At 54.8% G+C, this 23680-nt stretch carries 22 protein-coding genes and 1 tRNA gene; 19 read left to right on the top strand and 4 right to left on the bottom strand.

Translation table 11 applies throughout. The features are described from left to right. The first annotated feature begins 5 nt into the window (after positions 1 to 5). Positions 6 to 314: a hypothetical protein gene (locus HMPREF1628_RS03375; RefSeq protein WP_034507828.1), complete on the top strand. Its 309-nt coding sequence runs from the start codon at positions 6 to 8 to the stop codon at positions 312 to 314. Here HMPREF1628_RS03375 and HMPREF1628_RS03370 read toward each other — a convergent pair. Continuing rightward, positions 311 to 1282 carry an aldo/keto reductase gene (locus tag HMPREF1628_RS03370; RefSeq protein ID WP_034507826.1) on the bottom strand — a complete coding sequence of 324 codons (972 nt, stop codon included), beginning with the start codon at positions 1280 to 1282 and terminating at the stop codon, positions 311 to 313. The genes HMPREF1628_RS03375 and HMPREF1628_RS03370 overlap by 4 nt on opposite strands. A gap of 45 nt (positions 1283 to 1327) precedes the next feature. Between HMPREF1628_RS03370 and HMPREF1628_RS03365 the strand changes: the two genes are divergently transcribed. Further along, on the top strand, positions 1328 to 2182 hold the full coding sequence (locus tag HMPREF1628_RS03365) for an undecaprenyl-diphosphate phosphatase (protein WP_034507824.1): 855 nt from the start codon (positions 1328 to 1330) through the stop codon (positions 2180 to 2182). A 120-nt stretch (positions 2183 to 2302) separates the two neighbouring features. Here the strand turns inward: HMPREF1628_RS03365 and HMPREF1628_RS03360 are convergent, their stop codons facing one another. Further along, a complete protein-coding gene (locus HMPREF1628_RS03360; RefSeq protein WP_084703187.1) occupies positions 2303 to 3136 on the bottom strand; it encodes a RecB family exonuclease in 834 nt (277 codons plus the stop codon). A gap of 155 nt (positions 3137 to 3291) precedes the next feature. On the opposite strand from HMPREF1628_RS03360, the gene HMPREF1628_RS03355 reads away from it, so the two are divergent. The 12 genes from HMPREF1628_RS03355 to HMPREF1628_RS03300 all read left to right on the top strand — a co-directional run bounded on the left by HMPREF1628_RS03355 (position 3292) and on the right by HMPREF1628_RS03300 (position 14913). Continuing rightward, positions 3292 to 4296: a tRNA (adenine-N1)-methyltransferase gene (locus tag HMPREF1628_RS03355; RefSeq protein WP_034507820.1), complete on the top strand. Its 1005-nt coding sequence runs from the start codon at positions 3292 to 3294 to the stop codon at positions 4294 to 4296. Further along, entirely contained in the window at positions 4296 to 5843 is a 1548-nt protein-coding gene (gene arc / locus HMPREF1628_RS03350) for a proteasome ATPase (RefSeq protein WP_052038831.1), read from the top strand. The genes HMPREF1628_RS03355 and arc overlap by 1 nt, the downstream gene beginning before the upstream one ends. Further along, positions 5836 to 7392, top strand: a complete 1557-nt coding sequence (gene dop, locus HMPREF1628_RS03345; protein WP_034507817.1) for a depupylase/deamidase Dop — start codon at positions 5836 to 5838, stop codon at positions 7390 to 7392. Before arc ends, dop begins: the two co-directional genes overlap by 8 nt. 2 nt (positions 7393 to 7394) lie before the next feature. Continuing rightward, on the top strand, positions 7395 to 7568 hold the full coding sequence (locus HMPREF1628_RS03340) for a ubiquitin-like protein Pup (RefSeq protein WP_034507815.1): 174 nt from the start codon (positions 7395 to 7397) through the stop codon (positions 7566 to 7568). Between the two features lie 21 nt (positions 7569 to 7589). Further along, positions 7590 to 8978: a proteasome accessory factor PafA2 family protein gene (locus HMPREF1628_RS03335; RefSeq protein WP_034507813.1), complete on the top strand. Its 1389-nt coding sequence runs from the start codon at positions 7590 to 7592 to the stop codon at positions 8976 to 8978. Continuing rightward, positions 8975 to 9979: an FKBP-type peptidyl-prolyl cis-trans isomerase gene (locus HMPREF1628_RS03330; RefSeq protein WP_052038830.1), complete on the top strand. Its 1005-nt coding sequence runs from the start codon at positions 8975 to 8977 to the stop codon at positions 9977 to 9979. Before HMPREF1628_RS03335 ends, HMPREF1628_RS03330 begins: the two co-directional genes overlap by 4 nt. Beyond that, positions 9976 to 10755, top strand: a complete 780-nt coding sequence (gene hisF / locus HMPREF1628_RS03325; RefSeq protein WP_034507810.1) for an imidazole glycerol phosphate synthase subunit HisF — start codon at positions 9976 to 9978, stop codon at positions 10753 to 10755. The genes HMPREF1628_RS03330 and hisF overlap by 4 nt, the downstream gene beginning before the upstream one ends. Positions 10756 to 10761: 6 nt before the next feature. Then, positions 10762 to 11130: a phosphoribosyl-AMP cyclohydrolase gene (hisI, locus tag HMPREF1628_RS03320; protein ID WP_034507808.1), complete on the top strand. Its 369-nt coding sequence runs from the start codon at positions 10762 to 10764 to the stop codon at positions 11128 to 11130. Between the two features lie 134 nt (positions 11131 to 11264). Next, complete coding sequence (gene trpC / locus HMPREF1628_RS03315; protein ID WP_034507806.1) at positions 11265 to 12131, top strand: indole-3-glycerol phosphate synthase TrpC; 867 nt, start codon at positions 11265 to 11267, stop codon at positions 12129 to 12131. 46 nt (positions 12132 to 12177) lie between these two features. Then, complete coding sequence (lgt, locus tag HMPREF1628_RS03310) at positions 12178 to 13035, top strand: prolipoprotein diacylglyceryl transferase (RefSeq protein ID WP_034507803.1); 858 nt, start codon at positions 12178 to 12180, stop codon at positions 13033 to 13035. Between the two features lie 4 nt (positions 13036 to 13039). After that, on the top strand, positions 13040 to 14479 hold the full coding sequence (gene pyk, locus HMPREF1628_RS03305) for a pyruvate kinase (RefSeq protein ID WP_034507801.1): 1440 nt from the start codon (positions 13040 to 13042) through the stop codon (positions 14477 to 14479). A gap of 230 nt (positions 14480 to 14709) precedes the next feature. Beyond that, a complete protein-coding gene (locus tag HMPREF1628_RS03300) occupies positions 14710 to 14913 on the top strand; it encodes a hypothetical protein (RefSeq protein ID WP_034507798.1) in 204 nt (67 codons plus the stop codon). 135 nt (positions 14914 to 15048) lie between these two features. Here HMPREF1628_RS03300 and HMPREF1628_RS03295 read toward each other — a convergent pair. Beyond that, positions 15049 to 15122, bottom strand: a tRNA-Leu gene (locus HMPREF1628_RS03295). Positions 15123 to 15195: 73 nt separating this feature from the next. Here HMPREF1628_RS03295 and HMPREF1628_RS03290 point away from each other — a divergent pair. Then, complete coding sequence (locus HMPREF1628_RS03290; protein WP_034507795.1) at positions 15196 to 15786, top strand: ANTAR domain-containing response regulator; 591 nt, start codon at positions 15196 to 15198, stop codon at positions 15784 to 15786. Positions 15787 to 15789: 3 nt separating this feature from the next. Here HMPREF1628_RS03290 and HMPREF1628_RS03285 read toward each other — a convergent pair whose 3' ends face one another. Further along, entirely contained in the window at positions 15790 to 16182 is a 393-nt protein-coding gene (locus HMPREF1628_RS03285) for a PaaI family thioesterase (protein ID WP_084703185.1), read from the bottom strand. 145 nt (positions 16183 to 16327) lie between these two features. Here HMPREF1628_RS03285 and polA point away from each other — a divergent pair, with 145 nt between their 5' ends. The 4 genes from polA to uvrB all read left to right on the top strand — a co-directional run bounded on the left by polA (position 16328) and on the right by uvrB (position 23565). After that, positions 16328 to 18973, top strand: a complete 2646-nt coding sequence (gene polA / locus HMPREF1628_RS03280) for a DNA polymerase I (RefSeq protein WP_034507793.1) — start codon at positions 16328 to 16330, stop codon at positions 18971 to 18973. Between the two features lie 207 nt (positions 18974 to 19180). Further along, positions 19181 to 20626 (top strand): 30S ribosomal protein S1, encoded by a 1446-nt coding sequence (gene rpsA / locus HMPREF1628_RS03275; protein WP_034507790.1) that lies wholly within the window; start codon positions 19181 to 19183, stop codon positions 20624 to 20626. 145 nt (positions 20627 to 20771) lie between these two features. Continuing rightward, positions 20772 to 21470: a dephospho-CoA kinase gene (coaE, locus tag HMPREF1628_RS03270; protein ID WP_232219368.1), complete on the top strand. Its 699-nt coding sequence runs from the start codon at positions 20772 to 20774 to the stop codon at positions 21468 to 21470. 10 nt (positions 21471 to 21480) lie between these two features. Further along, a complete protein-coding gene (uvrB, locus tag HMPREF1628_RS03265) occupies positions 21481 to 23565 on the top strand; it encodes an excinuclease ABC subunit UvrB (protein ID WP_034507787.1) in 2085 nt (694 codons plus the stop codon). The last annotated feature ends 115 nt before the right edge of the window (positions 23566 to 23680 follow it).

Here is a 23680-nt window from a genome sequence, read left to right as displayed (position 1 = left end):
TAAGCATGGGTATGAATCCGACAGACGCACTGAATCGTCTTATCGCAACGTTCGAAGCGCACGCTCAGGCTGCGCGTGCGGCCGACATGGCCGACTCGAGCATCGTTGAGGCCGCTGAGGCGCGCCTGCGCGATGCTTTCTTCACGTATGACGACGTGTTGTTCAACAACTACGGGGTCGATTTGCCGTTTGACATTGTCGATTCAGATTTTGATGACGACGATGACGATTTCGACGACTATTACGATGACGAAGACGATGCGTCTGATGAGGATGATCTAGATTTTGTTGATCTAGATGACGAGGACGATTAGATCCCTTCCGTTTCGGGGTAGCCGCGCCTGAGCGTGGATACTTCGTTAAGTGCATCAATTATTGGCTGGGGGAGTGCGAACTGCATTCCCTCAGCTATTTGTTTAGCTTGAAGTTCGCTACGCGGGCCTACTAGAGCTGTGGTGACACCGGGTTGGCTGGTGAGCCATGCGAGCGCCACGGTGGTTGCAGATACGTCGAGTCCGGAGGCTGCGGCCAGGACAGCTTCGGTTATCGCGCTGTATTCATTGCTGAGGTAGGGCTGCACGAATCCGGAAAGAATTGGCGAGGCCGCACGGGAATCTGGTGGAGTAGTGTGGCGGTATTTTCCGGTGAGGACGCCGCGCGCCAGCGCTGACCAGGCAATGAATCCGATGGTATCTCTGCGCAGGCCGGGTAGGAGTTCTCGTTCTACGCCGCGTTGTAGCAGGGAGTATTCTGCGCTGACGGTAGCTAGTTTTGTGCCAAACTCCTTGGCAAGAAAGTGCGCTTTGGCCGTGTCCCACGCGCTGAAGTTGGATACTCCGATGTAGCGGATTGCTCCGGAGCGCAGCGCCATACTCAGCGCTTCGAGGCTTTCCTCGAATGGTGTCTCAGAGTCGGGGCGGGCAATGAGATAAACGTCGATATAGTCGGTTTTCAGTGCCTCAAGCGAGCGGTCGATAGAACTAAGAATTGCGCTCTTCGAGGCGGAGTAGCGAAAGCGAGTTTCGGAGGGGATGTAGCCGCCTTTGGTAACAATGACTATGTCGTCACGCGCGGTACCGGTGGCTTCAAGTACCGTTCCAACTGTGGATTCCGCGCCTCCTTCGCCATATGTTGGTGAGGTGTCGATTAGGTTTATGCCTGCTTCAACCGCGGTATTCCAGATGTTTTCAGCTTCAGTGACTGTGGTGTCGCGCCCCCAGGTGAGTGTACCGATTCCAACGGGGGATACTTTCAGGCCGGTGTTACCTAGTCGATGTTGCATGTCTCATACAGTAGCGCACGTTATTAAAAGATAGTGTTTGAAACTATGAACTGGCTTGAAGCAATAATTTTAGGACTGGTGCAGGGGCTTACGGAGTTCTTGCCGGTCTCTTCATCGGCACATTTGCGTATTGTGGGCGAGTTACTTGGCATGGATGATCCAGGAGCAGCCTTCACTGCAATCACACAGCTCGGCACTGAAACAGCCGTACTGATTTTCTTTTGGAAGGACATTGTCCGCATCATCAAGAAGTGGTTTGGCTCGATGCCCTGGGTTGGTGCGCAGCGCCGAATATCCGCGGGAGACTCGGATGTGCGTTTAGGCTGGATGATCATTGTCGGTTCAATCCCCATCGCGCTTCTTGGCCTGGTTTTGGAAGACTGGATTGATACATCATTTCGAAACCTGTGGATCACGGTGACGATGCTCGCCGTGTTTGCCCTGTTCCTTGGCGGGGCCGATAAGTGGATGCCACAGCGAATGACGCTTGACAAGATGCGGTGGTCGGATGCAATTCTGTATGGTTTCGCGCAGGCACTGGCGCTGATTCCGGGCGTATCGCGTTCGGGTGGAACAATCACGATGGGTCGTTTGCTGGGGTACACGCGCGAGGCAGCCGCTCGCTACTCGTTTCTGCTTGCAATGCCGGCCGTGTTCGCGTCCGGGTTGTACAAGGTTTACCGGGTAGCTGTTGGCGGTAATAGCGTAGATGTGGGGCCAACTATTGTTGCTACGCTGATTGCGTTCGGTGTTGGTTACGCAGTTATCGTTTGGTTCTTGAAGCTCGTTTCAACTAAGTCTTATCAGCCGTTCGTCATTTACCGCATTGTGATTGCGATCGTGATTGGTCTTTTGCTTGCGGGAGGTATTTTGAGCCCGATGGGTACGGCCGTGATGTGACGGGTTAATTCCCAGAACCTTGACGCGCTGTTGGGTTCTAGTGTTGTGGCCAGGTGAGGAATCACCTGGCCACAACCTATTAGGTCATGACAGCTGAAGAGTTAATGCAGGCGGGTGTTTTTACCCCTTAATTTCGAGTAGTCTTTCCAGTCCTTCTTCCGATATCTCAGGTGGATTAGATGAATAGAGAGGACAGAGATTTTGCACGCCACACCAGTTACAAAGGACCTGTTTTTTGGGTGGAAATAGTTTTCGGTGAGCCGCGGTTTCGATGTCTTGCCAGATGCTAACGAGCTGGTGTTCAAACGCTTCTATTGATTGTGGAGTTGGGTCTAGCGTGAGGGTGCGTCCGTCCCCGAGGAAGACAAGTTGGGTGCGGGCAGGTAGACCTAAGTCGGTATTTCGCAGAAGTAGCGAGTAGAACCGCATTTGGAAAAGCATGTCTTCTTCAAAGCGCTTTTGTGGCGATTTGCCGGTTTTGTAATCTACGACACGGATAGCTCCATTGGGCGCCTTATCAATGCGGTCAATAAAACCGTGAATGGCAATCTGATCGGTAATTTCTACGCGAACAAACCTTTCGCGTGCATAAGGCTCCAGGCGCGTGGGATTTTCCATGGCGAAGTACTGACGCACGAGCGCGCGGACTTCTTCTTTCCATTTATCCAGTAGAACGTCGTCTTCGAATAAGGATAAGAAGTGCTCGTCCTGAGCCATGGTTTTCTCATACAGTGGCTCAACCATTTCACTTGCGGTTTCGGCCGTGCGCTGCTGCGCAGGCAGATCGAAGAGGTCTTCAAGCACGGCGTGCACAAGCGTCCCCCGAGTGGTGGCTGGTGAGGGTGGTTCTTTGAAACCATCGACTTGCGTGAGCCTAAATTTCATAGGACATTGCAACCACGTTTTTGTGGAGGTTGCAGATAGGGCTTTGCGGCGTTTGCTTGTCTCACTCATGTGTCTACCGTATCGCGATGGGAAGACAATGTTTGTGGTGTCGCCAGGGGGCGGAGCAAAAGGGAGTGAACTCGAAGATGGTCGCCTGCGCCAACTAGACTGTCCATGTGACTTCTTCCCTTGAGTATCCGATTCCAAGCCAAGTGACCCACCCGATGGGCATGGCGTCTCGCCGTGGTCCGCTACAGGCGGGCGAATTTGTTCAGATTACAGACCCAAAGGGTCGGTTGCATACGGTGATGCTGACCCCTGGCGGCTATTTCCAGACCTCACGCGGTTCGTTGCACCACGACGACATCATTGGTCAACCGGAAGCTGTGACCATGTATGACGGGGATCGTGAGTTCCAGGTCGTGCGCCCTCTTCTGGCCGACTACGTAATGTCCATGCCTCGCGGCGCAGCCATTGTGTACCCCAAAGACGCGGCGCAGATCGTTGCGTTTGGCGATATCTTCCCCGGTGCTCGCGTGCTGGAGGCAGGAGTTGGATCTGGTGCTCTTTCAATGTCGCTGCTTCAAGCGGTGGGATCTACAGGCTCGTTGCATTCGATTGAACGGCGGGAGGATTTCGCGAAGATAGCGCAGGGCAATGTGGATCTTTGGTTCGGCGGACGCCATCCTGCGTGGCAGGTTTCGGTTGGTGATTTCGCTGATGTTGCGATGAGTTTACCCGCGGAGTCAACGGATCGCGTGGTGCTTGACATGTTGGCCCCGTGGGAATGCATTGAGGCGGTGGAACACGTTCTGGCTCCTGGTGGCGTATTGACCGTGTATGTGGCTACGGTGACGCAATTGTCTCGAATGCGCGAGGATTTAAATACTTTTGGAAGGTTTACCAGGCCGCAGGCGTGGGAGTCTGCAATCCGTGATTGGCATTTGGATGGGTTGGCGGTGCGGCCAGAACATCGCATGGTGGCACACACCGGGTTCTTGATGACCACCCGTAAGGTGGAACGTGCTTCAGTTCCGCAGCGCCGCGCTGGACGCCCGGCTAAGGCTGCCGAGGGTCTGGCGGGACAGTGGGACGAAGAGACTGCGTGGGAAGAAAACGGCGAGTTAAACCCCGTTGTTTCGCCAAAAAAGGTGCGTCGCTCTATTCGAGATGTGGCGGGGAAAACGAGGGTTTGGCTGGCTCACGATGAGGATGGAGAAAACGTTTAGTGTCGTATTCACCTGAGGATTTGAAGGTCGAAATCACCGAGCTGCGCAGCGCTAATGAACGACTCAAGGGCACTCTCATGGTTGCGCGCGAAGAGATTGCTTCGATGCGCGCCCAGATCGAGGCGGTTAGTAAACCACCTGCGCAGGTGGGCACAGTGTTGTCGATCGATTCTCAGGCGCGCGAGGCCGAAGTCTCCCTCGGCGGCAGAATAATGTGGTTGTCGGTTGCAAGCTCTGTCGATCTACTTGGTCTGCGGGTGGGGCAGAGCGTTCGGGTGAGTGAGAACATGATCGTGTCCGCGCCGCTGTCCACCGCTCGGGTAGGGCAGATGACTTCGGTGGTACAGCTAGTGGGGGCGGATAGGGCGCTGGTCAGCGCCGATGCGGGCGTACTTCAGATGGTGTTGCTTGCCGGTTCTTTGCGACACGGGGGAGTCCGGCCAGGTGATTCGTTACTCGTTGATACGAAGGCTCACATGGCGTTGGAAAAGGTTGTGCGCTCCGATGTGGAGCAGTTGTTGCAACCCGAGATTCCGGGCGTTACCTACGACGATATCGGCGGCCTTGATGAACAGATCTTGAAAGTTCGTGACGCCGTCGAATTGCCGTTTAAAAATCCGGATTTGTATCGCGAATACGGTCTGCGCGCCCCCAAAGGTGTTCTTTTGTACGGCCCTCCCGGATGCGGTAAAACGCTGATTGCGAAGGCAGTGGCAAGCTCCTTAGCAGGGGCTGGTGGCCAGCCGTACTTCCTCTCGATTAAGGGTCCCGAGGTTCTAAACAAGTACGTGGGTGAAACCGAACGCCATATTCGTGCGATTTTTGGTCGGGCCCGCCAGCTCGCTTCTGAGGATGTTCCGGTGGTGATTTTCTTTGACGAGATGGAGGCGCTGTTCCGCACGCGTGGCTCGGGAGTATCATCCGATGTTGAGACGATGATTGTGCCGCAACTCTTGGCGGAGATGGATGGCTTGGAGGCACTCGATAACGTCATTGTTATTGGCGCGTCGAACCGTGAGGACATGATTGATCCCGCGGTGTTGCGTCCCGGTAGGTTGGATGTTCGCATCCGGATTGATCGTCCCAATCGCGCCGGAGCGCTCGACGTGTTTGCAAAGTATTTGGTTCCGGATCTGCCTTATTCAAAGTCCACGCTCAGCCGGTTCGGTTCGAGAGAAGAGACAACTCAGCATTTGACGGAACAACTGGTAGATGCGCTCTATGAGAATAGTGGACAGACGGCTCTGTTTAAGCTTTCCCTTGCTAATGGGGAGTCAAGGGTCGTTTACGCTTCAGATCTGGTATCTGGCGCGATGATTGCATCTGTAGTTGAGCGCGCAAAAAAGTTTGCCGTTAAGGACGCGATACACGGACGCCCGGGGCTCACGCCAGAGCACCTGCAGCGAGCATTCGCGGAAGAGCTGATGGAGACCACGGATTTGGCGGCAACGACCACGCCGCGAGAGTGGGCGAGAATTACAGGCTTGCGTGGTGATGACGTGGTTGCGGTGCGTTCGCTTCAAGCGAGGGAGGTAGCGAATGACTAACCGGGTTTTAGGTACAGAAACCGAGTTTGGGATAACGGATGCGAATGATCCGGGCGCTAATCCGGTGGTGCTTTCAGCTACTGCTGTTGAGGAATACGCCGCTTCGATATCTATTGGCGAGGTGGTGCGTTGGGATTATTCCGGTGAGGATCCGCTAAATGATGCGCGCGGATACCGATTGGAGAGGGCGGCGGCGCACCCTTCGATGCTTACGGACGATCCCTACCGGTTAGCGCCGCCGGCAGGCGTGAGCTTTGAGGATCGTCCGGGCGAGTATGAACGCTTTATGCAGCGTGCAACTTCCGTGGTGCTCTCAAACGGCGCGCGGTTTTATGTGGATCATGCGCACCCGGAGTATTCGAGTCCAGAAACTGCCTCTGCGTTGGATGCGGTGCTGTATGACAGGGCGGGTGACCTACTGGCAATTCGCGTGATGGAGGTGTGCGCGCAGGCGGGTACGGACCTGGTTTTGTATAAGAACAACACGGATGGCAAGGGCGCGGCATACGGCACTCATGAGAACTATCAGGTGAGCCGCGATGTCGATTTTGATGACATTACGCGCGCCATGATTCCTTTCTTGGTGACGCGCCCGGTGATTTGCGGAGCGGGACGCGTGGGCCTGGGCCAGCATTCACAAAAGCCTGGTTTCCAGATTTCTGCCCGTGCAGATTTTGTTGAGAATTCGGTTGGTCTTGAGACCACGTTCAACCGTCCGATTGTGAATACTCGCGATGAGCCGCACGCAGATCATCACGAGTTCCGTCGTTTCCACGTCATTAATGGAGACGCGAATCAGTTCGACGTTTCAACGTATTTGCGCCTGGGCACTACGTCGTTGGTTTTGCGCGCACTCGAGGGCGATCTTGACCTCACCATCGATTCGCTTGCACTGGATCAAGATGACGTGCAGACAGCGTGGGATGTTTCTCACGATGTTTCGATGACCCGGTTGATTCGTTTGAAGTCGGGCGAGGCGGTGACTGCGCCACAGTTGCAACGCAAGTATTTAGATTTCGTGCGCTCTCATCTTCAGCTAGATGAGGGCGACGAGGCCATTTGCAGGGAATGGGAACGCGTTCTGGATGGCCTGGAAACGGATTTGGAAAGTGTAGCTACTGACGTTGAGTGGGTTGCGAAGTACCTCTTGTTTGAACGACAGATGGAACGCTTAGGCACCACGTGGGACGATCCGCGCCTTCGCGCGATGGATTTACAGTGGGCGGATTTGCGGCCGGGAAGGTCGCTGGTGGCTGCTTTGGATCGGGCGGGCCGCGTACGACGGCTATTTTCCCCTCATGACGTAGCGCGTGCTTTGGTTGAGCCTCCGTGTAATACGCGCGCTTGGGTTCGCGGCAAAGCGATTAGTTTGATTCCAGAGGTTGTGAAGGCTTCGTGGACGTCACTGGTGGTAGATCAGGCAGGCCAGGATCGTTTGGTACGGATCCCGTTGCCAGATCCAAATCAGGCTGGCGGTGAGGATTTTATCCGTGCGTTACATGAGGGCGCGCGGGCTTTTATTAGTTTATTTGATGGTGGGAAGGAGTAATCATGGCACAGAAGTTCGCGCCAGCGGGCGGCAATAATGAGGATGAGATTCAGGAGGCTGGTCAGGTGCAGGCTCGGGGCACTAGCATTGATGACCTTTTGGATGAGATCGATTCGGTTTTGGAAACGGATGCGCAGAAGTTCGTGCAGGGTTTTGTACAAAAAGGTGGCGAGTAGGCCGGGTCGGCTGGAGCTGTTTTGAATCGTAGAATTTTTGGGATCGAAACCGAATACGGTATTACCTGCGCTCCAACGGGAAGCGGTGATGCTCCGCTGTCTGCCGAGGAGGCCGCGCATCTCCTGTTTGAACCGCTGATTAAGGCGGGGCGGTCAACAAATGTGTTTTGGCGCAATGGAGGCAGGCTGTATTTGGATGTGGGCGCGCATCCGGAGTTCGCCACGGCGGAGTGCGACCGGGTTGAAGACCTACTTTTGCAGGTGCGCGCGGGTGAATCCCTGTTCGCCGAGTTTGCCGATGTAGCAAACGGGGTTCTTGAGCAGCGGGGGAGGGGTGGACGCATTCATTTGTTTTCCACGAATGAGGACGCCGCTGGCAACTCGTTTGGATGCCATGAGAATTATCTGCTTCGCCGTAATCGCAACTTTAGGGATGTGGCCGATGCATTGGTGTCGTTTTTTGTGACGAGGCAGATTGTGACGGGTGCGGGTCACGCGCATCGAGATGGAGTGCCGCGGCTAGGGTATTCACCGCGTGCGCGGTTTATGGATGACCCGGTTTCTGCAGCTACTACTAATTCTCGCCCGATTATTAATACGCGAGACGAGCCACTTGCTAACCCCGGCGAATACCGCAGAATGCACGTGATCGTGGGTGATACGAATGTTGCGGAGTGTTCAACCGCGGTAAAAGTAGTGATGACCCACCTCATTTTGTCCGCGGTTGAGGCGGGCGCGCGTATCGCCGATTTAGCGCTCAAAGATCCGATGAAGGTGATCAGTCAGATTGACTTCCAGCTGGGCTCGAATATTGAGGTGGAGCTGGTTGACGGAACAAGGATGAGTGTGGCCCGGCTTCAGCGGGAACTGAAGCGCAGGGCCCTTGCGGTGGTTGATACGGCGGATGCCTCCCCGCTTACTTTGCGAATGCTGGACCTGTGGGATCGCGCGCTCGATGCAGTGGAGTCAGGCGATCACAGCAGCGTAGCAACGGAACTGGATTGGGCCATAAAGGAGCGCCTATTCACCAGGTTTGTTGAGCGTTCCAACTGTGGCCTGGATGATCTACGAGTGGCTCGGCTAGAGCTTGCTTACCACGACATCACAGCGGATTTTCGCAGGCGGTTGGAGGAATCGGGTCAGATGGTTCGTCTTACCGATCCCAGCGAAGTGCGAAAAGCGATGTCGGTTGCTCCCAAAACTACACGCGCACACATTCGCGGCCGGGTGATTGCGGCCGCCGAGGACGCTAAACGACAGCTTGGGGCGGACTGGCTTCACTTGCGCTTGGATGACCACCGCGCACCTCACGTGGTTTTATCCGATCCGTTCGCGGTTGCCGATAGGGACGCGGATAGGATTTTGGAGTTGATCGCCGAGCAGGACACCGGGTTAGCGAGTTTCGCATGAGTAAAGACCAAGCTGAAAAAGCAAAACCTTCGAAGCATCTACCGTCCCGTATGCAGCAGCGCAATAAGCTACATCGGCGCATCTTGCGTTATTGGCGTGAGGCACTGGGCGTTTTTGTTCTGCTAGTGATCGCGTTAACCATTTTCATCGTGCAGCATTACCGGACCGATGAAGACTCTCAGCCCGCACAGACGTGGCGCGACAAGATTCAGGTGTCGGGAACGGTTGGGCGCATCCCAACTCTTTCTATATCCGGTTCAGTATCGGTCTCTTCGGAAAAGGTAGAGCTGTTGGAACAGGGATCGGGACGGGAAATCACTGCTGATTCACCGCTTATCGTCGCGATCTGGTCATTTGATGGTGCAACGGGAAGAGCGGTGGATGAATCGAGCCACCCATCGGTCCAGGTTGGACTGGCTTCGCCAGATTCTTTCGACGAGGCACTCTTGGCTGGCGTTTTGGGCAAGCCCGAGGGCTCACGAGTACTTTTTGTCCGGCCCGTTTCACGCGGCGGTGAGCTGGGAACGGAAGTGAATGTGGTGGATGTGCTCCATTCGGCCGCGTCCGGTGAAGCGGTGGAGGAACAGGGCGGTCCTCTCAAGGTGACAATGACCGATACCGGTCCGAACATCTCACACGATCCGGGTGATCCGCCGGATGATTTGAATGTCCAAATGCTGGTACGCGGCGACGGAATTCAGGTTAAAAATACGGACAGTGTTTTGGTTCAATTTGTGCGTGCTAACTGGACCGATTCTGTGGTTCAAGATTCAACCTGGTGGAAAGGCATCCCAAAAGCCATTAATTTAGCCGAAGCCATGCCCGGGGTGCGGGTCGCACTAACCGATCAGCGGGTGGGCTCGCGTCTTGCTCTGACGATTCCATCCGAGATGGCGTTGGGTGACGGTGCTGTAACTATGGTCGTCGACATTATCGCGGCGCAGCGTGAAGGCGGTACACTGACGCCGTCAACTACCGAATCAGAGGAGGTCACCTCATGAACGACTTCATTAAAGTTATTCCTTGTCTGGATGTTAAGAACGGGCGCGTGGTGAAGGGCGTTAACTTCGTTCATCTGAAGGACGCTGGTGACCCCGCGCAGCTTGCGTCCGCGTATGTTGATGCGGGCGCCGATGAGCTTACGTTCCTTGACATTTCGGCTACAACTGAGGGCCGTGACACTATGGTCGATTTAGTTGCCAAAGTTGCGGGTCTTGTTTCAATCCCATTCGCTGTGGGTGGGGGTATTCGCAATGTGGAGGACGCTCAGCGTCTGTTCAATGCGGGAGTAGATAAGGTTTCGGTCAATTCTGCAGCGATTGATCGTCCGGATGTATTGGATGAGCTGGCTCAGCGTTTTGGCACCGAGAAGGTCATTATGGCTTTGGATGCGCGCCGCTGCGCAGACGGTGTTTCTACCCCGTCTGGTTATGAGGTAACTACGCACGGTGGTTCAAAGTCCACCGGAATCGATGCTGTGGGTTGGGCGAAGGATGCCGCAGCTCGTGGTGTTGGGGAGATTCTTCTGACTTCAATGGATGCAGACGGGGTACAGACCGGGTTTGATCTGGATTTGCTACGCGCGATTCGCCAGGCCGTGGACGTGCCGATCACCGCTTCCGGTGGTGCAGGCGAAGTGGAGCACTTCGTGGAGGCTGCACGCGCAGGCGCTAACGCGGTGCTTGCAGCGTCGGTGTTCCACTTCGGCAAGGTCTCGATCGCGCAGGTAAAGAGCGCCTTGGCCGATGCCGGTTTCAAAGTTTCAGGAAAGTTCTAGAGACAAGTGAAGGCACCATCGCAATCGCAGCTCGATCCTGCTATCAAAGCAAGATTGAAACGAGACGAGAACGGTTTATTTGCCGCGGTTATTCAGCAGTTTGATACCCGGGAAGTCCTCATGGTCGGGTGGATGAACGACGAGGCTTTGCACCGTACATTGACGGAGGGGCGGGTTACGTTCTGGTCGCGCTCTAGGGGCGAGTACTGGCGCAAGGGAGACACCTCTGGGCATTTGCAGTTTGTAAAGCGCGTGAGTATTGATTGCGATGGTGACGCCCTCTTGGTGGAGGTCGATCAAGTGGGCGCCGCGTGCCATACGGGTAAGCGATCATGCTTCCTTGAGGGAGGCACCTTACCGGCCATCCAGGGTTAGAACTCACGTTTAAGCAAAAGCGGACAGGGCTTCGGTCCTGTCCGCTTTTGTAGTCAAGTCGGTGTCTGCCTAAGTAAACGGATTTGGTGATCGGCGCCACGGTTTGCGACACTCTTGATGGGAAGGAGGAGACCATGAGCGTCCTGAACTCTGTGCTTGCGGATGTGCGGGCAGAGCTTGCCCATCGCGAGCAGCGCGTCAGTTTGGATGAGATGAAGCGGCGCGCGTTGAAAGCCCCATCGCCACGTGATGCTCTTGGTGCCCTCAGAGGTCCTGGCGCGGTAACGATTATGGCGGAGATCAAGCGTCGTAATTTACGCGATGGTTATATTGCTCCGATCCCGGATGCTGGTGCATTGGCGCGCCAGTATGTTGATGGGGGAGCAACCATGGTTGCTTGCGTCACAGAGAACCGTCATTTCGATGGTTCGTTGGCAGATTTGCAGGCTGTAAGGCGCGCGATTGACCTGCCGATACTGCGCAAAGATTACATTATTTCGCCGTATCAGATTCACGAGTCTCGGGCCTACGGTGCCGACATGGTGCTCCTTTTCGCGGCCCTATTGGATCAGCCTCATTTGCGAGGATTCATAGAGCGCATCGAGTCTTTGGGAATGTCTGCCCTGGTGGAAGTAGATTCGCGGGTTGAGGCGGTACGGGCCCTGGATGCGGGTGCGAAGGCGATTGGAGTGAATGCGCGCAATCTGCATAATCTGAAGATTGACCGCTCGAATTTTGATGAGATCGTTGATGTGATCCCCTCCGATGTGATAGCGGTTGCTCAGTCTGGCGTTCGTGATCCGCGGGATGTGTTCGTGTATGCGAGGGCAGGAGCAGATTCGGTCCTGGTTGGAAAGTCTTTAGTTTCAGCTAGTGACCCGCGCGCTTTGGTGGCCGAAATGGTTTCGGCAGCTCAACACCCGGCGCTACTTGCAGATCGCAAAAAGCGCATTCAGCAGGGGATTCACGAGCGTCAGGCCCTGCTTTACCAAGCGCACTGAGTTTCTCAACTACGTATCGCAGTAGGTTCTGGATAAACTTGTATCCATGAGTGTTATTTCCCTGCTCCCGGTTTCAATACCATCACCGCCTCAGGGCGTTTGGTATTTGGGGCCGGTTCCTCTTCGCGCGTATGGAATTATTATCGCCTGCGCGATGGTGGTAGCGGTTTTGCTAACCAAGAAGCGTTACGAGGAACGCGGTGGGAATCCAGAACTGGTTTACGACGTGGCCCTGTGGGCAATCCCGTTTGGGATTGTGGGTGCTCGGCTATATCACGTGATTACTTCGCCGTACAAGTATTTTGGTCCGAATGGGCAGTGGTTGGAGATTTTCCGGATTTGGGAAGGCGGAATAGCGATCATGGGCGCCGTTATTGGCGGCGTAATCGGTTCTGCAATTGCTCTTCATCGCGCCGGCCAGCGTATGGGACCGTTTGCGGATGCGGTGGCGCCTACGTTACTTATTGCACAGGCAATGGGGCGGTTTGGTAACTGGTTTAACCAGGAGCTATTTGGCAAGGCTACGACGCTCCCGTGGGGTTTGGAGATTGATGATCGGCATCTGCCCGCTGGGTATGCGTCTGGTACGTTGTTCCACCCGACGTTCTTGTACGAGGTTATCTGGAACCTCTCGATGGCCTTCATCATTATTGCCCTTGATAAGAGGGTTAAGTTTAAGGGCGGTCAGCTGATCTTCCTGTATATGAGTCTGTACGCGATTGGCAGATTCTGGATTGAGAATCTTCGGATTGATCCCGCGAAGATTTTCTTAGGTATGCGTTTGAATGCCTGGTCGGCACTCGCAATCATTATTATTGGGATTGTTGGATTCTTAATAGCGGGTAAACGGGGAGCATCGACTCGCGTGGAAGCTCCCGAACGCACTGAGGAGAACGTAGAGTAGTTATATGCGTAGAGCTAAGATTGTTTGCACTATTGGCCCGGCAACAGAGAGTCCTGATCAGATTCAAGCCTTGGTGGATGCCGGCATGGATGTGGCTCGTATTAACAGGAGCCATGGCGACGTAGAGGGCCACGAAGCAGTTATTAAGCATGTGAGGAAGGCTGCGCGGGCTTCAGGCCGCGCAATCGCCGTTCTGGTTGACTTGCAGGGCCCGAAGATCCGCTTGGGGCGTTTTGAGGATGGCCCGCACTACTTGAACGTGGGTGATACTTTCACTATCACCACTCGCGACGTGCCGGGAACAAAGGAATTGGTGTCAACCACGTTTGCAGGGCTTCCAGGTGACTGTCGCCCCGGTGATCGTCTGTTGATCGACGACGGCAACGTGGCGGTTCGTGTTATTGAGGTAACTGATACTGACGTGAAGACTCGCGTTGAGGTTCCCGGTAATGTTTCGAACAACAAGGGCATTAACCTTCCGGGTGTGGCTGTTTCGGTGCCCGCACTGACGGAAAAGGATGAGGAAGATCTTCGCTGGGCGCTTAACATTGGTGCCGATTTTATTGCCCTGTCGTTTGTGCGTGACGCCAAGGACATTAACGATGTTCACGCGGTCATGGAAGAGGTTGGTATTTACCGCCCGGTAATTGCCAAGATTGAGAAGCCGCAGGCCGTTGAGCATCTGCTTGAGATCGTGGAAGCATTTGACGGCATCATGGTCGCCCGTGGTGACTTGGGCGTTGAGGTGCCGCTCGAGACGGTCCCGCTGGTACAAAAGCGTGCGATTGAGCTTGCTCGCCGTCGCGCGAAGCCGGCTATTGTTGCAACCCAGGTGATGGATTCGATGATTAAGAATCCGAGGCCAACGCGTGCTGAGGCATCTGACTGTGCTAACGCGATTTTGGACGGGGCTGACGCGGTAATGCTTTCTGGTGAGACGTCGATTGGCGCCTACCCGATTGAGGCCGTTCGCACAATGGACCGCATTATTGAAAACGTTGAGGAGAACGGCGGTGAGCGTATTGCTCCGATCGGCGCGTTTAACGTTGCGAACTCTTCGGTCTTGACCCAGGCAGCTGCGCAGATTGGTGAGCGTTTGGATGTTAAGTTCCTCGTGAACTTCACCCAGTCGGGTTCAACAGCGCGGCAGATGTCGCGTTTGCGTTCGCCGATCCCGATGCTGGCGTTCACCCCGCTTGAAACCACGCGTAACCAGTTGGCCCTGTCCTGGGGTATTCAAACTTATCGAGTACCGGAAGTGAAGCATACGGATGACATGGTGTGGCAGGTCGACCAGGTCCTGCGGCTTTCGCAGTTGGCTGACGTGGGCGACGTGCTGGTGATCGTGGCTGGTATGCCGCCGGGCACCCCGGGTTCTACTAACTCGCTTCGTATCCATACGATTGGCGATGACGTCGATTATTCGATTGGTGGCGGAATCTAGTCCAGTTCGGATTCGTATATTAATGCCGGGGTCGCTACTTGCATCCCCGGCATTAATATGATTTACTATATTATTCGCCGCAAATGGCTAAAGCGTTGTAGCGCACTTGCTACAGGCCGGTTTCTCCGGTTTCCCAGGCGCCTAGCGGATGAAGCATTTCAGTTTTGTGGGGCTGGATTACCTGCGCTGCCGTTGCGCATATCCGGCCCGATAGTAGGAAGGAGATAGCTATGCAGATGTTTAGCATTTACGACATGCATACAAGCCGTCAGGCCCGCAACCTTAGCGAGATGAACATTGCAGAGGCTGTGCGCCCATGGTTTAAGGATGTCGATTCGATGCAGGTAAGGCGCGCTATTGACGCGTTGGCCGTACCGGCAACGCGTAAGCAGGCAGCTGATTACCTTGGCATCAGTCTTGTCCAGGTTGCATGAGGGAAGACAGCGCCTATTAGAACATTTGGTTCTGTAGGTGTTTTCACGGGAGCTTGATAGATCACAAGGTGTGGCTATCTGGCTCCCATTTTCTCTATACGAATGCGTGCCTCATGAGAATCAGAAATTAAAAAGTACCCCGGGTGGGATTCGAACCCACAACATGCCGATTTTGAGTCGACCGCCTCTGCCAGTTGGGCCACCGGGGCATTGTTACCGTTTGAACGGAACCAAGGTCTAGAATAGCCATAGTTTTAAGTTGGACCAAAATTTAGGAATATTATGAGTGACACTGAACGTAAATCGCGTAGGGTTGTTGTCGCTGAAGACGAAGCTCTAATCCGCTTGGATATTGTTGAAACCCTTAAAGGTGCTGGCTACGACGTAGTTGCTGAGGCAGATAATGGCGAAGATGCGGTTGCGAAGGCACTTGAGCTGGAACCGGATCTTTGCGTGTTTGATGTGAAGATGCCGAAGATGGATGGCATTACCGCAGCTGAGCGTATTTTGAAGGAGCTTTCTTGCGCCGTGGTTATGCTAACCGCATTTTCGCAGGCCGAGCTAGTTGAGCGTGCACGTGATGCTGGAGCGATGGCATACGTTGTTAAACCGTTCTCGCCTACGGACCTGCTTCCTGCTGTGGAGATCGCCGTTTCGAGGCAGGCTGAGATGCTCGCCATGGAAGATGAGATTGCCGATCTGACCGAGCGTTTTGAAACGCGTAAGGTTGTTGACCGCGCTAAGGGATTGCTCATGGAGCGCATAGGGATGACGGAGCCGGAGGCATTCCGCTGGATTCAAAAGACGTCTATGGATAGGCGTCTTTCTATGCGCGAAGTTGCTGACGCGGTTGTAGATCAGGTGGGAGAGTAGCCCTCACGGTTTCTTAATGATCTGGTTTGAGATCAGGGCGGTGGATATTAGTCTGCCGCCCTCATCCGTTATATCCACCCGGTGTACACAGCGGGTGCGCCCTAAATGGATCGCAGTGGCCACGGCGGTAACGTAGCCGGCTTTAGCGGGTCGAATATGTTGGATGGATAGTTCCACGCCAACGGCAATGAAATCATCGCCAATAGTGCGGGCATGTTCACGTGAAGCTAAGGAGCCTGCAGTTTCTGCTAAGGCAGCACTCGCGCCCCCGTGCAGTACACCCGCTGTTTGCCTGTTGCCATCTACCGGCATGCGAATCACGCAGTTTGTAGACGAGAGCTTGATAACTTCCATCTCGGTGCGAGCCATGAGGGTCTGCTTATCGAAGTGAGGCACCGTTGTTCCTTTCGTAGATAACTAGTTCTCACCTTACGTTCCTCCTGGCTTGCACGTGTAGCGAGGGGTGTAATAGGCGTTCGGTTGTGTCTTGCCAACAGCGTAGGTGCTGTGAATTGTGCCCCTCTGCTCTAGGCTTGAAGGCGTGAGTGAAAAACGACTTCTAGTACTAGATGGCCATTCGATGGCGTTTCGTGCGTTCTACGCGCTTCCCGTGGAATCTTTCATTACGAGCACGGGGCAGCACACTAACGCGGTTTACGGTTTCGTTTCGATGCTTGTGAAGATGCTTGCCGACTACGAACCAACGCACGTGTTGGCAGCTTTTGATGCCGCTGAGAAGTCTTTCCGTTCCGATGAATATCCCGAATATAAGGCGGGGCGTGCGAAGACGCCGGATGAGTTTAAGAGCCAGGTTCCGCTCATTCAAGAGGTGCTTAAGAAGCTAGACATCCCCGTGGTTGTGAAAGAGGGCGTAGAAGCCGATGACGTCCTCGCATCGGTTTCTTCAATGGCAGAAGAAGCGGGCATGGAGACGTATTTGGCATCTGGAGACCGCGATACCTTCCAGTTGGTCACCGATTCTACGTTCGTGATTTATCCGGGACGTTCAATGTCTGATTTGAGATTGATGGATCCGCAGGCGGTGACGGATCGGTACGGCGTAGTGCCGGCGCAGTATCCGGAGATTGCCGCGCTGGTGGGGGAGTCGGCTGACAACCTGCCGGGCGTTCCCGGTGTGGGTGATAAGACGGCAGCACAGTGGTTGAACAAGTTCGGCGGCCTTGATCAGCTGATCAAGAATGCGGACAAGGTCGGCGGTAAGCGCGGCGAGGCGCTACGCGAGCACTTAGAAGATGTGCGTCGTAATCGCCGCCTAAATGCACTGCTTCGTGACGTCGATTTGGCAGTGGAGCTTTCGGATTTAGAACGTAAGCCGTTTGACCGCAATGGGGTTGAGGAGCTCTTCGATTCCCTTGAGTTCGCAACGCTTCGCTCCCGAGTTTTTGCTGTAGATGTAGCTGATCAGGACGAGGCTCCCACACCATCGGCAAGTGAGGCCGTGCAGGTTGAAACATCAACGTATCCGCAGGTTGGAATCGAAGCGTGGGCACAACCGGTAGAGGAGGGTGACCTCTTGGCGGTGCTGCCGGCCCTGGCTGGTAGCGATATCGAAGTGTTTGTGCTGTACACCCCTGGAAGGGCGTTGGTTGTAGATCCAGTTGATCTTGATGAGGCCGCTGCGAATGAACTCCAAGCTTTGTTTAGCAAGGCACGCGTGATCACTCACGAGGCAAAAAAGTGGCGTCACCTGTTTGGCCAGCGAGGTATTGACTTTGGAAATATTTGGTTTGAGGCTGAGCTAGCCGCCTATCTTTTGCACCCCGACCAGCGAGGCTATGAGCTGCCGGCTCTAGCGCGACGATATTTGGACCGCACTGTTGCGGCCGAAGAGTCTGACGGCCAGTTGTATTTGCTCACCGATCATTCGCAGAAAGTGATCCTTGCGCAAGCTCTGTACGATTTGGAACAGCCAATGCGGGCCGAGTTGAACAAGCAGGACGCGTGGGAGCTATTCCAGCAAATGGAGCTACCGGTGCAAAACGTGTTGTGGAAGATGGAGCACGTGGGCATTGGCGCGGACATGGACACTTTGCGGGCGATGTCAGATGAGCTTGACAGCATGGTGGGCCGCGCCGCCGATGCCGCTTATGAGGTGATCGGACACGAGGTTAATCTTTCCAGTCCCAAGCAGCTGCAGACGGTGCTGTTTGACGAGTTGGATATGCCCAAGACCAAGAAGACTAAAACGGGATACACCACAAACGCGGATGCTCTTGAAAAGCTGTTCTTGCAAACGGAGCATCCCTTCCTTGCACACTTGCTTGAGCATCGCGACAAGATTAAGCTGCGCCAAACGGTTGACGGCCTGATCGGTTCGGTGAGGTCCGATGGGCGCATTCACACCACATTCGAGCAGACGAAGGCCGCCACGGGCCGTCTGTCCTCAACCCAGCCGAACTTGCAAAACATTCCGGCCCGTACGGAAGAGGGACTGCGGATTCGCGAGGCATTTGTTCCGGCGGATGGTTTCGACGCCCTTCTCACTGCAGATTATTCACAGATTGAGATGCGCATCATGGCGCACATGTCTGCAGACGCGGCATTGATCGAGGCTTTCAACTCGGGTGAGGATCTGCACAAGACCATGGCCGCCATGGTGTTCCACGTGCCTGTTGACGAGGTCGATTCGAATCTGCGTAGCCGAATCAAGGCAACTTCCTACGGCTTAGCTTATGGCCTGTCCTCCTATGGTCTGTCCCAGCAACTCGGTATCAGCGTTGCCGAGGCAGGAGAGCTACGCGATAAGTACTTCGAACGTTTTGGGGGAGTACAGGATTTCCTCGCAGGGTTGGTGGAGAACGCTCGCAAGGTTGGGTATACCACCACTCTGTTTGGGAGGCGCCGCTATCTGCCGGACCTCACTTCAACCAACCGCCAAAGAAGAGAGATGGCCGAGCGCGCTGCGCTCAACGCACCAATTCAAGGATCTGCAGCTGACATCATCAAGGTTGCGATGATTCATCTTGATAGTGCCCTAGCCGAATCGGGTTTGAGTTCGCGCGTGCTACTACAGGTGCATGACGAACTTGTGCTTGAGATTAAGAGCAGTGAGAAGGACGAGATTCAAAAGCTCGTGAAGCATGCGATGTCTAACGCGGTTGCCTTGGATGTGCCCCTGGACGTGTCTATGGGTATTGGCGATAACTGGCGCAGTGCCGGCCATTAGTCCCAAAAATGTGGGGCGAATGAGTGTTTGACCCAAAATGCGACCAAACTCTCACGCCCATAGTCTCGAATTTATTACGTGTGGGCCAGAGCTTCACTGATATCATTGCCTTTGGTGCTCTTCGTGGTTACAGTTTGAAACTGTGCGCATAAGCGCCAAATTGTCCGTATTCACTACTATTTATCCGTATTCGGGGATTTAAACTTTATGACCAACTCAACCCCGCAGCCCGAGCAGGTTGCAGTCAACGATATTGGATCCGAACAGGATCTACTCGCCGCTATCGACGAGACCATCAAGTACTTCAAGGAAGGCGACATTGTCGAAGGCTCTGTCGTCAAGGTTGACCGCGATGAAGTCCTGCTAGATATCGGTTACAAGACCGAGGGCGTTATTCTTTCGCGCGAATTGTCGATCAAGCACGACGTCGATCCTGACGACGTTGTAGAGGTTGGCGACAAGATTGAGGCTCTTGTTCTTCAGATGGAAGACAAGGAAGGCCGTTTGCTTCTGTCGAAGAAGCGTGCCCAGTACGAGCGTGCCTGGGGCACGATCGAGAAGGTCAAGGAAGAAGATGGCGTTGTAAACGGTACCGTCATCGAGGTCGTCAAGGGCGGCCTCATCCTCGACATCGGTTTGCGTGGCTTCCTACCGGCCTCCCTCGTGGAGATGCGTCGCGTTCGCGACCTGCAGCCGTACATTGGTCGCGAACTTGAAGCTAAGATCATTGAGCTGGACAAGAACCGAAACAACGTTGTTCTTTCCCGCCGCGCTTGGCTAGAGCAGACCCAGTCTGAGGTTCGCACCAACTTCCTCAACACCCTCCAGAAGGGCCAGGTTCGTTCCGGCGTTGTTTCCTCGATCGTTAACTTCGGTGCGTTCGTTGATCTTGGCGGTGTAGACGGTCTCGTCCACGTTTCTGAGCTGTCTTGGAAGCACATTGATCACCCGTCTGAGGTTGTTGAGGTTGGCGACGAGGTCACCGTTGAGGTTCTCGACGTCGATATGAACCGCGAGCGTGTTTCGCTTTCGCTCAAAGCCACCCAGGAAGATCCGTGGCAGGCATTTGCCCGCATCCACGCTATCGGTCAGGTTGTGCCGGGCAAGGTCACCAAGCTCGTTCCGTTCGGCGCGTTTGTTCGCGTTGAGGATGGTATCGAGGGCCTCGTTCACATTTCCGAGCTCGCGCAGCGTCACATCGACGCTCCGGAGCAGGTCGCGAAGGTGGGCGATGAGGTCTTCGTTAAGATCATCGACATTGATCTTGAGCGCCGCCGCATCTCGCTGTCGCTGAAGCAGGCTAACGAAGGCGTGGATCCGAACTCTTCGGACTTCGATCCGTCGCTGTACGGTATGGCCGCTGAGTACGATGAGAACGGCAACTACAAGTACCCTGAGGGCTTCGATCCGGAGACCCAGGAGTGGATGGAAGGCTACGACGAGCAGCGCGTTGCTTGGGAGTCCCAGTACGCTGAAGCTCACGCTCGTTGGGAGTCCCACAAGGCTCAGGTTGCTCGTGCGATGGAAGAGGACGCCGAGGCTGCTCCGAAGATTGAGGATCAGGCATCCTACTCGACCCCGGTTGAGTCGGAAGGCACCCTTGCTTCTGATGAGGCACTCGCAGCGCTTCGCGAGAAGCTAACGAACAACTAATAGTCTTGTTGCCGTTAGGCGCTTGAACTAGACGTTCAGGAGGTGGCCGAGTGGGAAACCACTCGGCCACCTCCTTATTGCTCGCTATAGTCGAACTGCTCAATCCTGTTTGGCGTGTAAAGCTGTTCGGAACTGGGAGGTCTATGTGGCTTGGGATGAGATCCAACGCGGGGGAGCGCGCGCTCTTGTCAAACTGCCGTTAATGAAATCTGTTTCGGTCCCTAGCGCTGAACCACACGAAGCGCGCCCGCTTTGGATCGGACTTACGGGTGGTATTGGGGCGGGTAAGTCTGCGGTCACGAACGTTTGGCGCGAGATGGGCGCAACGATTGCTGATGGCGATGTGATTGCTCGCGAGATCGCCGGGCCGGGCACGGAAGGTCTAGCGCACATCATTCAGCGTTTCGGATCCGAGGTTGCTCCGGACGGCGTGTTAAACCGGGCAAGTCTAGCCAGCATTGTTTTTCACGATGAGAAGGCCCTTGCAGATCTGAATGAGATAACCCACCCGCTCATCCGCGCGTGCGCATTAGAGATCCTAGAGGCGGCGCCAAGAGACGGCCTTGCGGTGTATGACGCAGCTGTTTTGATAGAGGCAAATATGACGCACATGGTTGATGCAGTTGCAGTCGTTGTGGCTGATGAGCAGGACCGTGTAGCGCGTTTGACGGGTATGCGAGGAATGGACGAGCAGGACGCCAGACGACGGATTGCGAACCAGATGAGCGATGCGCAGCGGCGCGAACATGCCAGCATCATCATCGAAAACGAGGGGTCATTGGCAGATCTCGATTTCGTGGCCCGCGAACTCTACCAAATGCTTACTGCAGGTCGTGAAGCTTAGACTAGAGGATATGGAAAACCAGACTGCTGTTCGCCAAGAAGCGCCTTTCGAGGTTGTCTCTGAGTTCTCTCCGTCGGGTGACCAGCCGACGGCTATCAAGGAGCTGGCCGAACGGATCAACGCTGGTGAAAAAGACATCGTCTTGCTCGGCGCCACGGGTACCGGTAAGTCGGCTACAGCCGCGTGGCTGATTGAGCAGATCCAGCGCCCCACGCTGGTGATGGCACCAAACAAGACGCTCGCCGCGCAACTCGCCGCAGAACTACGTAGTTTGCTGCCCAACAATGCGGTTGAGTACTTCGTGTCCTACTACGACTACTACCAGCCGGAAGCGTACGTGCCCCAAACCGACACGTACATCGAAAAAGACTCATCTATTAATGATGAGGTCGAGCGGCTGCGTCATTCAGCAACGAACTCTTTGCTTACTCGGCGCGACACGGTTGTCGTAGCATCGGTTTCATGCATATATGGCTTGGGTACGCCTGAAGAATATGTTGCACGCATGGTGGAACTGAGCGTTGGCATGGAGGTCTCGCGAGATGACCTTTTGCGCGCATTTGTGAACATGCAGTATTCGCGCAATGACATGTCGTTTACGCGCGGCACTTTTCGCGTGCGGGGTGACACTATTGAGATCATTCCCGTTTATGAAGAGCTTGCGATTCGTATAGAGATGTTTGGGGACGAGATCGACGCGCTAGCGTACCTGCACCCGCTTACCGGTGATCTTATTCGCGAAACGGATCACGTGTACCTATTCCCAGCCTCACACTACGTTGCTGGTGAGGAACGCATGAAGCGCGCCCTTAAAACCATTGAAGAGGAACTTGATGAGCGCGTTCAGTGGTTTGAGGGACAGAACAAGCTTCTTGAGGCTCAAAGGTTGCGTATGCGCACAACGTACGACCTGGAAATGATGCGCGAGATTGGCACGTGCGCGGGCATTGAGAACTACTCGCGTCACATTGATGGACGCGGGCCGGGCACGCCGCCGCATACGCTGCTGGATTATTTTCCGGATGATTTTGTGCTGATTATCGACGAGTCGCATGTGACTGTGCCGCAGATTGGTGCCATGTACGAGGGGGATATGTCCCGCAAGCGCACGCTTGTTGATCACGGCTTCCGTCTGCCCTCGGCAATGGATAACCGGCCGCTCAAGTGGGATGAGTTTCTCGAGCGGATCGGCCAAACCGTGTACATGTCCGCAACCCCCGGCCCGTATGAGCTCTCCCAAGCTTCGGGTGTTGTTGAGCAGATCATTCGCCCCACCGGCCTCGTGGATCCGAAGATCGTTATTAAACCAACGGAGGGGCAGATTGATGACCTGCTTGGAGAGGTCAATATGCGCATCGATCGGGGCGAGCGCGTGCTTGTTACAACTTTGACCAAGCGGATGGCTGAAGACCTGACGGATTACATGTCGGTTCGCGGTGTACGCGTGGAATACCTACATTCGGATGTGGATACGCTTCGCCGGGTAGAGCTTTTGCGCGAACTACGCCAAGGCAAGTTTGACGTGCTGGTCGGTATTAACCTCTTGCGCGAGGGCTTGGATTTGCCCGAGGTTTCACTGGTTGCGATTTTGGATGCAGACAAGGAAGGATTCTTACGCTCCACTACCTCGCTCATCCAAACGATTGGGCGTGCTGCCCGAAACGTTGCCGGTGAGGTCCACATGTACGCCGACAACATTACAGATTCGATGAAGCGTGCGATTGATGAGACGGAACGACGTCGCGAGAAGCAGATTGCTTACAACCAGGAACACGACATTGATCCGCAGCCACTGCGCAAAAAGATCCAGGATGTCACCGATATGCTTGCGCGTGAGGACATTGATACCGAAGAACTATTGGAGGGCGGCTACCGGAAGGCGGTTGCGGATTCACGTCGAGCAGGCGAGGTGAATCTGTCGGCAAGAGCTCGTTTGGCGGCTGCCGCAGAGGACGATCTGGCCGGTCTGATTGATGAGCTGACTAAGCAGATGCACCTGGCTGCTGAGGATCTCCAGTTTGAGGTTGCTGCCCGGCTGCGCGATGAACTGAAGGAACTTAAGCAGGAGCTTCGCCATATGCGCGATGCAAACTAGCGGTGAGAAGAACCACTGCGGGCATCTCGGCGCGGCGAGCGATTTTGGATAGAATGGGCTTGTCGAGGGGGAGTACTCCCACAATCACAGCATCGTCAGCACGGTGAAAACCCGG

Source organism: Actinomyces sp. S4-C9 (genome assembly GCF_000758775.1).
In the GTDB taxonomy this organism is placed as follows: Bacteria; Actinomycetota; Actinomycetes; order Actinomycetales; family Actinomycetaceae; genus Gleimia; species Gleimia europaea.
The sequence above is the reverse complement of the archived record's forward strand: the minus strand, read 5'-3'. Positions and strand labels throughout refer to the sequence as shown.